Genomic DNA, 14871 nt, shown 5'->3' with positions numbered 1-14871 from the left:
CTCCCTCACCAGGCGGTGTACGAGCCACGCGGCCGCGCTGCCCAGGACGAAGGCGACCAGTAGCAGGATCCAGGTCTCGGCGATCAGCCAACTCATTCAGTTCCCCTGCACTACTCGGAGCTCGGCCCGACGGTTCGCGATCCGCCCGGCGCCGGTGGCGTTGGAAGCGATCGGGAAGGCCTGCCCGTACCCGTGCGCGAGGATGCGGTTCGCAGTGACCCCGAGCCGCACCAGCTCCGCCTTCACCGCGGCGGCGCGACGCTCGGACAACGGCAGGCTGGTCGCCGGCGAACCCAGGTTGTCGGTATGACCGGCCACCTCGACCCGCACCGTCGTACACGTCTTCAGCAAGGCGGCAGCGCGCACGACCGACGGCTTCGACGCGTCGTTCACGATCGACGTGCCGGACAGGAAGTTGATCTTGTACTGCCGGCTGAACTCGGCCAGCCGGGTCTGGAACGTCCGGCACGGCTCGCTCAGCGCGGTCTTCGGCGGCTTCGGCAGCTGCAACTGGTCGGCAAGGACCGCACCGGGCACCGCCTTCGCGGCGGCCCGTCCGACGGTCGCCTTGGTCGCCTGGTCCGGCACCTCGCCCGAGAGCGTGACGGTGTCCCCGTCGTACCGCACCGAGGCGTCGCCCGTCCCGATCGCGAGCGCCCGCAGCAGTGCGGAGAGCGTCGCGGCATCGGCGATCCCGTTGGCCGGATCGATCGTCGTGCGGTCGTCGTACTGGCGATCCGGGCCGAGCAACTGCTCGACCTCCGCGGAGATCGCGTCCTTGACCGCCTGGCTCCGCACCGGCGCCTGCACCCGGATCGATTGATTCGACCGCCCGACCTCGAACGCCGGTACGCCGGACTCCTCGGCCGGCGCACTCGGAGAAGCCGGCGTCGGAGTCGGTGTCGACCCGCCCTCGACTCGTACCGAGCGAACCCCTTCGACCCCGGCAGCGATCGCCTGGATCTGCGCCGGATCCACGTCTCCGGTGACGACGATCTTCGCGTCCCGGCCGTCGAAATCGACTGACGCGTTCTCGATCCCGCGGGCCTTCAACGCCGCAACCGTACGGTCCCGCAGATCGTCCTCGGTGGTGCCGGCCTTGGCGGGAATCAGCACAGCCGTCAGCAGTACAGGTACTGCGAGGGCCGCGAGCAACCAGATGACGAGCGGCCGCCGAACCAGACCGGGCACTGTTCCTCCGTGGATGCGGTCAGAGTGGCCGTGCGCGAGGAGACTACTCCGCATCGCCCCGGCTCCGCACACTCCACGGGGGAGCGTCGCCGATTTTCGTTCTGCAGCAGCGGGTTAGGGAGCTGGCGGGCAGCTGTCCAGGGAGCTGCCTGGGGGAGCTGTCCTGTCTCGGACAGGACGCATATGTGCCAGCCCGCTGCGCAGGGAATCCCTTGACTTAGTTCGTGCCGTGAACCGTACTTGTGGCGGGCAGTTCGACTGGGGAGGCGCTTGCTGTGATGTCGATGGAGAGGCAGTCCGATTCGTCCCTGATCATCGGCGTGGCCGCGTCCACGGCCGAACGGGTAGAGCTGGCTCGCCTGCTCGGCGAAGCCGATGCACTGCTGCTGGTGTCGAGCGCGGACCAGGCCCGCGCCTTCCTGGAGCTCACCGGAGTCACGATCGCGCCGAGCTCGGCTCTCATGGCTCCAACCATGGCCTCCACCACTGCTCAGCGCACGGCACCGGTCGCCCAGCCGATCAGGGCGGTGCCGGAGCCGGTCGCCGAACTGCGCCTGGACGTCGACCGCCGCGTGGTCCGCTGGCGGGACCGCGAGATGCCGCTGACCCGGCTCGAGCACGACTTCCTGCACTGCCTGGTGACAGAGCCCGGCCGGGTCTGGACGTACCAGCGTCTGCACCACGCCGTCTGGGGCAACGAGCACCTGGGCCACGGCTCCCACATCCACTCGGTCGTCAAACGCTTGCGCCAGAAGCTCTCGAACCTCGGCGCCACCGTCACCATTCACGCGGTCCGCGGCGTCGGCTTCCATCTCCTGCCGACAGCCTGAACAGGCTCCTGCGAACTGCCTGAACAGGCTCCTGCGAACTGCCTGAACAGGGCTCGGCCCCCGGACCAGTGCGGTCCGGGGGCCGAGTCTTACTGGCTGACTACTTGATCGACTTCAGTGCGAAGTTCTCGGTGACCGGCGTGCCGGCGACCAACTTCGTCGTACGGGTTTGTGGCTTGTAGCCGTCCTTGGCGGCGATCAGGGTGAGCGGGTTGTTGCGACGGTCGAGCCAGTAGGCGTACTGACCGTTCTTGTCGGTGATGAAGGTGTACGACTGCGCCCACGAGTCCACCTCGACGATCGCACCCGGGAGGGCGGCGGTGGCGCCGGACGAGCTGACGCCCGTGACGGTGCCCTGCAGCTTGCTCCAGGTGGTCGGCGGGGTGACGTTCATCGTCACGCCGACCGCGGGAACGGTGTACGGGGTGTTCTCGCCGATCGTCACGGCGCCGCTGTAGGTGCCGGGCTGGTCGACGTTCGCGGTGAGCGTGACCTTGACCGTCGTCGACTGTCCCGGGGCCAGGGTGGCCTCGGTCTTGTCGAGCGACATCCAGCTCACGTCCGCCGACGACTCGGTGCAGTCCTCGAGACCCGGCAGGGCCTCACTGTCCGCGGTGGCGTTGAAGCTACCGGAGGAGCCACCGATCTTGTAGAAGCCACACGCCGCACCACCGCGGTACCGCGGCAGGTTGGCGTTCGGCAGCGCGGTCCAGCTGTCCGACGCCGGGTCGTAGGAGAACCCTGCGTTGGTCACCGCACCGGCCTGTACACCGCCGACGACGAGCAGCTTGCCACCGGCGACGGCGTACGACGCCGCCCAGTGGTCGGCCGGAGCGTCCGCGATCGCGGTCCAGGAGTCTGCTCCCGGGTCGTAGACGTAGGCCGACTTCAGCGAGTTCGTGCCGTCGTTGCCGCCGGCGCAGTACAGCTTGCCGTCGATGGCGCCGCAGGATGCGAACGCGACCGACTGCGGGTAGTTCGCCAGCGTCTCCCAGGTGTTGGCGGCCGCGTCGTAGCGGACCACCGTGTTGCTCATCGGCAGACAGCCGGACGTGGTGCACCCGCCGACGGCGTACAGCTTGCCGTCGAGCACAGCCTGACCGGCAGCCGCACGCGGAGCCGGGTTGGCAGCGACCGTGGACCAGGCGTTGGCGGCCGGGTCGTACGACCAGGTCTCCGGCGCCGGGCCGGCGTCCGCCCAGCCGGAGCTGGCGATGATCTTGCCGCCCACGACACCGACGGTGATGGCGTTGCGAGCACCCGGCAGCGGGGCGATCGCGGTCCACGCGAGCGTGGCCGGGTCGTACACGTAGCTGTTAGCCGTCGACGCGCTGCCGTTGCCGCCGCCGATCGAGTAGACCTTGCCGTCGAGGTTGACGACCCGGTTGTCCATCACGGTCGCCGGGTAGTCGGCGATGTCGGCCCACGGAGCCGCCTGCGGCTGCGCAGCCACCGGCCCGGCACCGGTCTTGCCCGAGAGCATCCGGGCGAACGAGGTGTTCACGGCGAGCCGCTGCAGCGGTGCGCCGGTCCCGCTGTCCACCTGCGCCTTGGTGGTCTTGGTGCCGTTCGCGTTCTCCAGGACGAAGCCGCTGTCCTTCTCACCGAACTTCACATCGACCGCCGCGCCGCCGGTGTTGGTGACCTTGAACGACTTGGTCACGGTGCCGGTCGGCAGCTTCAGGTTGCCGGTGATGCTGCCCGGCGTGACCGCCAGCTGGCCGGCCTTCAGCGTGAAGTCGGCCGTGGTGGTCCAGTCGGCCTCGACCGGAACGGTCGCGGTCGAGCTGACGTAGTTGCCGGCCTTGGCGGTGAAGCTCTGGTCGCCGTCGGCCGCGGAGTACAGCCAGTAGAAGCCGTCGTTCAGGCCGGTGTCGTCGGGCGTCGCCACGGTGGTCGCGCTCTCGGTGGTGCCGTCATGGGTGACGACCGCACCGTTCACGAAACCGCTGGTGTTCGCGTCCTTGACGTTGCCGACGACGAGACCGCCGCCGGTCGGCTCACAGGTGACCTGGCTGCCGATCAGGACGTTGTCGACCTCCCACCACCAGGCGTACGCCGCGTCCCAGTAGTGGAACCGCACCTGTACGGCGGACTTGCCGGCCGCCTCGGGGATCGCGATCTCCTTGACTCCACGGACATCCGCGATCTGGGTCAGCGTGGTGGTCCAGGTCGCGCCACCGTCGACCGACAGGTCCACGTCGGCCTTCTCGCCCTGGTACCAGTTCAGATCCTGGTTGAACCGGATCACCGGAGCGGTGACCGAGCTCAGGTCGACGACCGGGCTGACCAGCGACGTGTCCTGCAAGCCGCCGCTGCCGTACTTGTCGCTGTCGACGACCGCGAACTTGCCGCTGCCGCCGGTCAGGTTGCCCCGGTTGCCCGGGTCGTCGAACTTCCAGACCTGCCCGTTGCCCTTGCCGTCGACGACGGTCCAGCCGTTAGGCACGGAGCCGCTGTCGAACGTCTCGTAGACGCCGTCCGAGCCCCACTTGTAACCGGGCGCGGTGGTGCACGAAGTCGGGTCCGCGGGGACCGCGATGTTCTTGGTCAGGTTGCCGCTGCCGACCGTGATCGGCTGGCTGACGGTCTGGTAGCCCGGGTACTTCGCCTCGACCTTGAGCGAGTACGCCGCACCGGACGGGACCTTCAGGCTGTACCGGCCGTTGCTCGGGGTCGTGTAGTCGAACACGCCACCCGGACCCTCCACCGATACCTTCGCGTACAGCGGCCAGCCGTGGCCGGAGCCGTCCGTGACGGTGCCACCGACACTCACCTGCGGAGTGCTCTCCAGGGCGAAGTTCTTGGTGGTGGTCTGACCAGTGGTGATGGTGGCCGTGGCGGTCTGGGTCTTGTACCCGAACGACGCGACCGTGAGGGTGTAGTCGCCGGCCGGAAGCACCGACGAGAACGTTCCGTTGCTGCTGGTGGTCAGCGACTTGTCGGCCTGACCGTCCTGGTGCACCGTCACGCTGGCGCCGGCGAGCGGGGCACCACCGGTGGCGGCGGTGACCGTGCCGGACAGCGTGCCGGTGTCGCCGATCGGGGCAGCGTTCAGCAGCGCGAGCGCGTCCAGACGACCCTGACCGAAGACGTTGTTGTTCGCGTCGGTACCACCGCACTGGCTGTTCGGGGTGTCGATCGCGGTCTGGTTCAGCAGCGCCCGCGTGGCAGCGACGTCACCCTTCAGGGACGGCGATGCCGACCACAGCAGGGCAACGGTGGCTGTCAGGTGCGGTGTCGCCATCGACGTACCGTTGAACGCGCCGTAGGTGTTACCCGGCAGGCTGGACCGGACGTTGACACCGGGAGCCGAGATGTTCGGCTTGATGGTGCCGTTCTGGCCGACGCCGCGACCGGAGAACGACGCGATGTTGTTGTTGATGTCGTAGGCACCGGCCGAGTAGTTGCTGGTCAGGCTGCCCGGCGAACCGGAGGTGTTGCAGCCGCCCTCACCACTGTTGCCGTTGGCGAACGCACCGAAGATCCCGGACGCGGTCCAGGCCAGGGTGATGTCCTCCATGAACGGGTCGTTCGACGGCAGGGTCGAGCCCCACGAGTTGTTGATGACGTTCGGCCGCTTGCTCGCGTCCGGGTTCTGCCCGGCGAGGTCGGTCGGCTCGAGCATCCACTGGCCGGACGAGATCAGCGCGGCGTCGCTCGGGCAGCAGCCGTTCGCGGCGATCCACTTCACGCCCGGGGCGACACCGATCTGGTTGCCCGCGCCGTCGTCGCCGACCATGGTGCCCATCGTGTGGGTGCCGTGGCCGTTGCCGTCGGACGGTGCGTTCGGCGAGGTGCCGGCCGCGTCGAACCAGTTGTAGTTGTGGTTGAAGGTGCCGTCGCCGTTGTTGCCCCGGTACTGCTTCACCAGCGCCGGGTGGTCGTACTGCACCCCGGTGTCGATGCTGGCGACGACGATGCCCTCACCCTTGTCGCCGTACTGCGACCAGACCTGGTTCGCCTTGATGTTCGCGACGCCCCACTCGACGGACTGGATGGCCTTCTCCTGCTGGCCCGGCGTGACCTTGGGTACCTCGATCTGGACGGGGGCGTACAGGCCCTCGACCTCGTTGTGGGCGGCCAGGTCCTGGGCCAGGGCCAGCGATCCGCTCTCGATCCGGATCGCGTTCGTGCCCCAGAACGCCTGGTACTTCACATGCTGCGCGTCCAGTTCGGCGCGGATCGGCGCCTGGCTGGCCGCGGCGGCCTTCTTCAGCGCGGAGGCCACAGCCGTGCCGCGCTCGTTCCAGTTGGTGATCTTGCTGGCGGCGGTCAGGTCGGCCTTGGCGCCGAACCGGACCCAGTAGTCCGTCGCGGACTTGGCGTCCTTGCCGTCCAGCTTCGCCATCAGTTCCGGCTTGATCTTGGCGGCCGGCGACGGCGTGGATGCGGGTTTGGCCGGCGGTGACGCCTGGGCCTGGCCGGCGGCGGCCATCCCGGTCGCGACGACGGCCAGTGCCGCCAGGGTGCTCACCACTGATCTGGTGAGTCCCTTTCGTTGATATGACATCTCTGCAGCCCCTCACTTGAACGACCCCGAGTTCGACTCCCCCGAGTCATTTGCTGCCGGAGGGCGTGAGAACGCTCCGTGCCCCCAGGTCGCGGCATGTGACACCGCAAGCCTGACGTGGAATCTATGTGTCAGAACAACGTGGTAACAAGCACACTTCGTGAGCAAGATGTGACTAGCTGTCGCGCAGATCGAGGCAACGTGGGCAAAGCCTGGCAATTCGTTGACGATCTGAGGCAGCGCTTGACATCGTGATCAGATGGTCACCGCCCGTATAGACCTGACCACTTCCACATCCGATGAAGAGCCGTTCCCGCTGCTGATCGCCGTCGCGGCCTCCGCAGACCAACGTGTCCGGCTGGCCGAGCTCGTCGACGACGTCGCGCCGTTGCTGCTGGTGTCCAGCCTCGACGAACTGCGCAGGCTGCTGGTTCCGGCCCAGCAGCCGCCGCCCGCCGCGCCCGAGCGGCCGGAACCGCCTGAGCCCGACGCGGTTCAAGCCGCCGCGGTCCGAGCGCCGGCCGAGGAGCCGGACGCCGACGTACTCACGATCGACCGGTCCCGCTCGGTGGCCCGCTGGCGCGACAGCGAGATCCAGCTGACCGAGCTCGAGCACGATCTGCTCACCCGGCTGATGTCCACCCCGCTCCGCGTCTGGTCGTACGACGCCTTGCACCAGGCCGTCTGGCGCGACCTGAACGGCCGGGGCACCGCCGACGTCCACTCGGTGGTCAAGCGCTTGCGCCGCAAACTCGACGAACTCGGCACGACGGTCACCATCGACGCCGTCCGCGGCATCGGCTTCCGTCTCACCGATCACCAACGCCCGATGATCACCGATCGCCGCGCGGGGTAGTTTCTGAGGTTGTGACCTTCTCTGCGCTGAGTCATCTCGAGTGCCCCCGTTGTGGAGCAACCCACGACGCCGACCAGATCATCGGGCTCTGCCCGTGCGGATCGCCGCTGCTTGCCCGGTACGACCTGCCGTCCGTGACGGTGACGCCTGCCGCGTTGGCCGATCGAGCGCCGAACCTGTGGCGGTACCACGAGCTGCTGCCCGTCCGATCGCCGGACAACGTGGTGACGCTGGGGGAGGGGATGACGCCGCTGCTGCCGTTGCCCCGGTACGGCGCTGAGCTCGGGGTCGACCGGCTGCTGATGAAGGACGAGGGCCTGATCCCGACGGGGACGTTCAAGGCGCGGGGCGCGGCTGTCGGTGTTTCGCGCGCGTACGAGGTCGGCGTACGGAAGATCGCGATGCCGACGAACGGCAACGCCGGCTCCGCGTGGGCGGCGTACTCCGCCCGTGCCGGCATGGAGGCATTGATCGCGATGCCGATCGCGGCGCCGGAGATCTGCCGGCGCGAGGTGACGGTGGTCGGCGCGGAGCTGGTGCTGATCGACGGGCTGATCGGCGACGCTGCGGCGTACGTCCGGGAGCAGGCCGGGTACTTCGACGCGTCGACGCTGAAGGAGCCGTACCGCATCGAGGGCAAGAAGACGATGGGGCTGGAGATCGCCGAACAGCTGAACTGGCAGCTGCCGGACGTGATCGTCTACCCGACCGGGGGCGGTGTCGGCATCATCGGCATCTGGAAGGCGCTGAACGAACTGCTCGAGCTCGGGTGGATCTCCGGTCCGTTGCCGCGGCTGGTCGCCGTCCAGTCGACCGGGTGCGCGCCGATCGTCCGCGCGTGGGAGAAGGGCCTGCCGGAGAGCGAGCCGTGGCCGGACGCGAAAACTGTTGCCTTCGGCATCACTGTACCCAAGGCACTGGGCGATTTCCTCGTCCTGCAAGCGATCGCGGAGACCAACGGCTGCGCGGTCGCCGTCGACGACGAAGACATCCTCGCGGAGCAACACCAGGTCGCTCGCCTGGAGGGCTCGTTCATCTGCCCGGAGGGAGCAGCCAACTTCGCCGCGATTCGCTCATTGCGCGAGTCCGGCTGGATCCGCGCCGATGACCAGGTAGTTGCCCTGAACACCGGCGCCGGACTGAAGTATCCAGAAACTGTGCCGCTGTGACCTACGCCTGTCCGCGGCGGACCGCGAGGATGTGGGCCGGCTCGCCGTTCGGGTCGAGCTTGATGTAGTTCTGCTGGCCCCAGCGCCAGGTCGCGCCGCTGATCTCGTCGTAGACGGTGAAGGTGTCCTCGGGCCGCATGCCGAGGGCGGCCATGTCGAGGTGGACCATCGACTCGCGGACCGAATGCGGGTCGGTGTTCACCACGACGATGACCGTGTCGGTGTGGCCGTCCGGCGCGGTCGAGCGCTTCGAGTAGCACATGATCGCTTCGTCATCGACCGTGTGCAGCGACAGGTTGCGCAGCTGCTGGAGCGACGGGTGCCGGCGGCGGATGTTGTTCAGCAGCGTGATGTACGGCGCCAGCGAGCGCCCTTCCGCCTCAGCCGCGGCCCAGTCCCGCGGACGCAGCTGGAACTTCTCGGTGTCCAGGTACTCCTCGGATCCCGGACGCAGCGCGACATGCTCGAACAGTTCGTACCCGGCGTACACACCCCAGGCCGGCGAGGACGTCGACGCGATCGCGGCGCGGATCTTGAACGCGCCGGGTCCGCCGTACTGCAGGTAGGCCGTGAGGATGTCCGGCGTGTTCACGAAGAAGTTCGGGCGCAGGTAGTGCCCGGTCTCCTTGGTGAGCTCGGTGAGGTACTCCTCGAGCTCCCACTTCTCGTTGCGCCAGGTGAAGTACGTGTACGACTGGTGGAAGCCGACCTTCGCGAGCTCGCGCATCATCGGGCGGCGGGTGAACGCCTCGGACAGGAACACCACGTCCGGGTCGGTCTTGCGGATCTCGCCGAGCAGGTACTCCCAGAAGTTGACCGGCTTCGTGTGCGGGTTGTCGACGCGGAACACCGTGACGCCCTTGGAGATCCACAGCCGGACGATCCGCAGTACTTCGGCGTAGATGCCTTCGGGGTCGTCGTCGAAGTTGATCGGGTAGATGTCCTGGTACTTCTTCGGCGGGTTCTCGGCGTACGCGATCGAACCGTCGGCGCGTTTCGTGAACCACTTCGGGTGGTCCTTCACCCACGGGTGGTCCGGCGAGGCCTGCAGGGCAAGGTCGATCGCGACCTCGAGACCGACCTCGCGCGCGCGGCCGACGAAGTACTCGAAGTCCTCGAACGTGCCGAGCTCCGGGTGGATCGCGTCGTGGCCGCCCTCCTCGGAGCCGATCGCCCACGGCGAACCCGGGTCGCCCGGCTTCGGGTCGAGGGTGTTGTTCGGGCCCTTGCGGAACGAGTGGCCGATCGGGTGGATCGGCGGCACGTAGAGGATGTCGAAGCCCATCTTCGCGACAGCCTCGAGCCGCTGCGCCGCAGTACGGAAGGTGCCGGAGGTCCACTGACCCGACTCTTCGTCGTACTTCGCACCCTCGGAGCGCGGGAAGAACTCGTACCAGCTGCCGTAGAGCGCACGCGTCCGGTCGACCCACACCGGATAGGTCTCCGAGGACGTGATCAGCTCACGCACCGGGTACCGACCCAGAGCAGCGCGGACCTGCGGCGAGATGCCTGCCGCCAACCGTGCTTCCGGCGGCAAGGCGCCGTTTGCCAGCGCATGCGCTGCATCGCTCAACGTCCCGCGGTCGGCGCGCACTGCCGGTGGTACGCCGGCCGCCGCGCGATCGAAGAACGCGGCGCCTTCGGCGAACATCAGGTCGACGTCGATGCCGGCCGGCACCTTGATCTCGGCGTTGTGCCGCCATGTCCCGTACGGGTCGCTCCAGCCTTCGACGGCGAACGTCCACGCGCCCTGCTCCTGCAGCGTCACGTCGACGGTCCAACGGTCGGAACCCTGGCCCACCGGGCTCATCAGCATGCGTCTGGTCTGTCCCGACGGCGACGTCAGCACGACGTTCGCGTTCACCGCGTCGTGTCCTTCGCGGAAAACCGTGGCCGCGATGGTGAACGTCTCGCCGACCGCCGCCTTGGCCGGATACGCTCCGGCGTCGACGGTCGGGGTGACCTCGGTGATCGGGATGCGCCCAGTCATGGCGTAGGTGAACCTTCCCTTGCTCAATGTCGATCCGCCCGCATGCGGATCCGGCGGGTGGGTAACTACGTCGGGAACTACAGGACTGACGTTATCGGTTCCCAGGAGTCCTCTGTGACACACGTGCCTGCAAAATCTTGCTCGCGTTGCAAGATCGATGCACGCCGAAGGTGTTTTGCGCACCCCGGCCCGGTACGGTGTCCCGGTGCGAGCGATACGACGATTTTCCGTCCGCCCTGTCCTGCCTGAGCCGCTGACCGGCCTGGGCACCCTGGTGAACAACCTCCGCTGGGCCTGGCACCCGGAGACGCAGGACGTCTTCGAGGCCGTCGACCCGCAGTTGTGGCGGACCACCGGCGGTGACCCGGTCAAGCTGCTCGGCGAGGTACCGGCGGCCCGGCTCGACGAGCTGGCGAACGACCACGCTTTCCTGCGCCGGCTGGAACTGGCAGTAGCCGACCTGGACAGCTACGTGACCGAGGACCGATGGTTCCAGAGCGCCGGATCGCCGCTGAACGCGGTGGCCTACTTCTCCCCGGAGTTCGGCATCACCCACGTCCTCCCGCAGTACTCCGGTGGTCTGGGCATCCTCGCCGGTGACCACCTGAAGGCGGCGAGCGACCTCGGCGTACCGCTGATCGGCGTCGGCCTGCTGTACCGGCACGGGTACTTCACGCAGTCGCTGAACCGTGAGGGCTGGCAGCAGGAGCGTTACCCCCTGGTGGACCCGGACGGGCTGCCGATCAGCCTGCTCCGGGATGGCGAGGCACCCGCGACCGTGACGCTGACCCTGCCGGGCAACCGGCAGCTGCACGCGCAGATCTGGGTCGCCCAGGTCGGCCGGGTCCCGTTGCTGATGCTCGACTCCGACATCGAGGAGAACGAGCCCTCCGAGCGCGAGGTGACCGACCGGCTGTACGGCGGGACCACCGAGCACCGTCTGCTCCAGGAGCTGCTGCTCGGCGTCGGCGGTGTCCGCGCGGTCCGCACGTACTGCCGGATCACCGGTCACGCGGCGCCCGAGGTGTTCCACACCAACGAGGGCCACGCGGGCTTCCTCGGTGTGGAGCGGATTCGCGAGCTGGCCGCCGAGAAGGACCTCGACTTCGATACCGCGCTCGAGGTCAACCGCGGCGGCACCGTGTTCACCACGCACACCCCGGTCCCGGCCGGTATCGACCGGTTCCCGGTCGAGCTGATCCAGCAGCACTTCTCCGCGGACGTGTTCGGTCCTGAGGTGCCGATCGACCGCATCCTCGAACTCGGCGCCGAGGACTTCGAGGGCGGCGACCCGGCGCTGTTCAACATGGCGATCATGGGTCTGCGGCTGGCGCAGCGGGCCAACGGTGTGTCGAAGCTGCACGGCGTCGTCAGCCGCGGGATGTTCTCCGGGCTGTGGCCGAGCTTCGACTCGACCGACGTGCCGATCACCTCGATCACCAACGGCGTGCACGCGCCGACCTGGGTGGCGCGCGAGATCCACGACCTCACGTACGCGAACTACACGGCCGACGAGAACATCTTCGACGGTCTCGACAAGACCACCGACCAGCAGATCTGGGAGACGAAGCGACTGCTGCGGCAGCGGTTCATCGACGACACCCGTTCGCGGGTCCGGCAGTCCTGGATCAACCGCGGTGCGAGCGAGGCCGAGCTCGGCTGGGTCGACTCGATCCTCGACCCGGACATCCTGACGATCGGCTTCGCCCGGCGGGTTCCGTCGTACAAGCGGCTCACGTTGATGCTGCGCGACCCGGCCCGGCTGAAGGCGCTGCTGCTGCACCCGCAGCGGCCGATCCAGATCGTCATCGCCGGCAAGTCGCACCCGCACGACGAGGGCGGCAAGAAGCTGATCCAGGAGGTCGTCCGGTTCGCCGACGACCCGGACGTGCGGCACCGGATCGTGTTCGTCCCGGACTACGACATCGCGCTGGCGCAGCCGATGTACCCGGGCTGCGACGTCTGGCTGAACAACCCGCTCCGCCCGTACGAGGCGAGCGGCACGTCCGGCATGAAGGCCGCGCTGAACGGTGCGCTCAACCTGTCCATCCGCGACGGCTGGTGGGACGAGTGGTACGACGACGAGTTCGGCTGGGCGATTCCGTCCGCGGACGGAATCGAGGACACCGACCGGCGTGACGACCTCGAGGCGCACGCGCTGTACGACCTGATCGAGAAGCAGGTCGCACCGCGCTTCTACGACGGCGCCGTGCCGGCCCGGTGGATCCAGAACCTGCGGAACACGATCAAGGATCTCGGCCCGAAGGTGCTCGCCACCCGGATGGTGCGCGACTACGTCGAACAGCTGTACGTGCCGGCCGCGCAGTCGTCGCGTTCGCTGAACTCGACGTACGACGGTGCCCGTGAGCTGGCCGCGTGGAAGCAGCAGGTGGTCGCGGCCTGGCCGCAGATCCGCGTCGACCACGTGGAACTGCAGGGTCTCGGCGACGTGCCGCAGCTCGGGACGACTGTCGGGATCCGCGCTTTCGCGGCGCTCGGCGATCTCGCTCCCGACGACATCTGTGTCGAGGTGCTGCACGGTCGCGTCGACGCCAACGACGAGATCACGGACCCGGTCCGGGCGCCGCTGTCGCTGGCCGAGACGTACGAGGGCAACCGCCACCGCTACGAAGGCGAGCTGAAGCTGGACCGCACGGGTCCGTTCGGCTACACGGTCCGTGTCGTCCCGAACCACCCGGCGCTGGCCAGCGTCGCCGAGCTCGGTCTGGCCGCCGGTCCGTCCGAGTCCGACGACCCGTCCGCTCCCGACCTACCGGGCGGCTCGGAGTTCTGAGCCTCCTTTGCAACAGACACGCCCCCGCCTGCCTCACCAGGCGGGGGCGTTCTTGCCTTCTTTCCATCGCTAGGCGGCGGATTCCTCCCGAAGATGGTGAGTGCGGACGATGCCGTAGGCAACCAACACCGCGGCGAGGGCAGTCAACGTCAGCGCAGCGGTGGTCGTCGCCTGGTGGAACTCGCTGGTCTGGCCGGCACTCCAGTTCGGCGTGGTGAGTGGGCCGGTGAAGACCACTGCGAGGATCGTGCCGGTGATAGCGATGCCGGCGCCGGAGGTGACTTCGGTCGCGGTGTCGGTGAGGGCCGCCCCGATCGTGGTGCGGTTGGCCGGCAGACCTCGGAGTACGTTGACTCCGGCAACTACTCCGACCACGCGCATCCCGGCGGCGACGAGCACCAGCGCAACCGCGACCCAGATGTAGCCGAATCTGCTCAGTGACCCGTACACGGCGAGCCCGAAAACGACCGCCGCTGCGCTGAGCCAGGCAGCGCGCCCGAGACCGACTCGTCGTACGAATGGGCCGATCAGTGCACCGCCTGCGACGAGGACGACCACCTGCGGGAGCATGCCGATCGCGGCCAGCGCCGGCGTCCAGCCCCAATCGAGCTGCAGCTGTAGCGTCACGACGTAGCCGAGGCCGGCCGTCGCGAGGCCCGCGGCGGCCTTGAACGCGAGGCCGCTGGAAACCAGGGGATGGGCAACGAGTTTGGGATCGAGCAGCGGGTACGTCGTCGAACGCTCGCGGAGATAGAAGAGCGCCAGGACGAGGACGGCCCCCGCAGCCGTCGCCCACGGAGCCCACGAACCAGTTCCGAGGTTGACGAACAGCGTCGGCGCGACCAGCGCGAGCACGATCGCCGCCGTACCGAGCACCGCACCGGCGACGTCGATCGGATCCCGGTGCAGCTCGGCGGGGACATCCGCCGCGATGCCGAGACGCACTCCGAACAGAGCGAGTACGGCGATCGGCACGTTCACCAGCAGCAGGACCTGCCACGGCGCGATCGCGAGGACGAAACCACCCGCCGTCGGACCGATCGCCAGCCCGACCAGACCCACGGTGGAGATCAGCGTCGTCGCGCGGACGCGCAGTTCGTCCTCCTCGAACAACCGGAACGACAACGCGAGCGACCCCGGCGTCGTCATCGCAGCAGCGACCCCCATCGCGGCCCGTACGGCGATCAGCTGCTCCACCGAGGACACGAACGCCGTCGCGAGACTCGCGACACCGAGCAGAACCAGCCCGGCCAGCATGATCCGCCGCCGTCCGAACCGGTCGGCCACCGCCCCGAACGCCAGCATCAGCCCGCCGAACACCACGGCGTACGCGCCTGTCACCCACTGGAGGGCGGTCGTCGACGCGTGCAGTTCGCGCCCGATCGTGGGCAGGGCGACGTTCAGGATCGAGTTGTCGAGCATCTCGAACAGGAACACCGCCGACAGTCCGGACAGTGCCACCCACGCGTCCCGCAGCGAGCGGGGCGGGCGAGCTGCTATGACGGTTGCCTGTGGAGAGGTCATGCCA

Annotated in this window: 8 protein-coding genes; 4 read left to right on the top strand and 4 right to left on the bottom strand. The window is 68.3% G+C overall.

All coding sequences use genetic code 11. From position 1 onward, the window contains the following. Positions 1-96 precede the first annotated feature (96 nt). A complete protein-coding gene (locus tag AB0J62_RS29720) occupies positions 97-1191 on the bottom strand; it encodes an OmpA family protein (RefSeq protein WP_363877938.1) in 1095 nt (364 codons plus the stop codon). A gap of 284 nt (positions 1192-1475) precedes the next feature. Between AB0J62_RS29720 and AB0J62_RS29715 the strand changes: the two genes are divergently transcribed. Beyond that, complete coding sequence (locus AB0J62_RS29715) at positions 1476-2021, top strand: helix-turn-helix domain-containing protein (protein ID WP_363877936.1); 546 nt, start codon at positions 1476-1478, stop codon at positions 2019-2021. A gap of 100 nt (positions 2022-2121) precedes the next feature. On the opposite strand, the gene AB0J62_RS29710 is transcribed toward AB0J62_RS29715, so the two are convergent. Beyond that, positions 2122-6498 carry a S8 family serine peptidase gene (locus AB0J62_RS29710; protein ID WP_363877934.1) on the bottom strand — a complete coding sequence of 1459 codons (4377 nt, stop codon included), beginning with the start codon at positions 6496-6498 and terminating at the stop codon, positions 2122-2124. A gap of 295 nt (positions 6499-6793) precedes the next feature. Here AB0J62_RS29710 and AB0J62_RS29705 point away from each other — a divergent pair, with 295 nt between their 5' ends. Together AB0J62_RS29705 and AB0J62_RS29700 are read left to right on the top strand one after the other, a co-directional pair. Further along, positions 6794-7390, top strand: coding sequence for a winged helix-turn-helix domain-containing protein (locus tag AB0J62_RS29705; protein ID WP_363877932.1), 597 nt, complete (start codon positions 6794-6796; stop codon positions 7388-7390). 11 nt (positions 7391-7401) lie between these two features. Beyond that, positions 7402-8559 carry a threonine synthase gene (locus AB0J62_RS29700; RefSeq protein WP_363877930.1) on the top strand — a complete coding sequence of 386 codons (1158 nt, stop codon included), beginning with the start codon at positions 7402-7404 and terminating at the stop codon, positions 8557-8559. A 1-nt stretch (position 8560) separates the two neighbouring features. Here AB0J62_RS29700 and AB0J62_RS29695 read toward each other — a convergent pair whose 3' ends face one another. Then, entirely contained in the window at positions 8561-10549 is a 1989-nt protein-coding gene (locus AB0J62_RS29695; RefSeq protein WP_363877928.1) for an alpha-1,4-glucan--maltose-1-phosphate maltosyltransferase, read from the bottom strand. A 205-nt stretch (positions 10550-10754) separates the two neighbouring features. Between AB0J62_RS29695 and glgP the strand changes: the two genes are divergently transcribed. Further along, on the top strand, positions 10755-13343 hold the full coding sequence (gene glgP, locus AB0J62_RS29690) for an alpha-glucan family phosphorylase (RefSeq protein WP_363877926.1): 2589 nt from the start codon (positions 10755-10757) through the stop codon (positions 13341-13343). Between the two features lie 69 nt (positions 13344-13412). Here glgP and AB0J62_RS29685 read toward each other — a convergent pair whose 3' ends face one another. Then, on the bottom strand, positions 13413-14867 hold the full coding sequence (locus tag AB0J62_RS29685; RefSeq protein WP_363877924.1) for an MFS transporter: 1455 nt from the start codon (positions 14865-14867) through the stop codon (positions 13413-13415). Between the last annotated feature and the right edge of the window lie 4 nt (positions 14868-14871).

Source organism: Kribbella sp. NPDC049584, assembly GCF_040675555.1.
In the GTDB taxonomy this organism is placed as follows: Bacteria; Actinomycetota; Actinomycetes; order Propionibacteriales; family Kribbellaceae; genus Kribbella.
The sequence above is the reverse complement of the archived record's forward strand: the minus strand, read 5'-3'. Positions and strand labels throughout refer to the sequence as shown.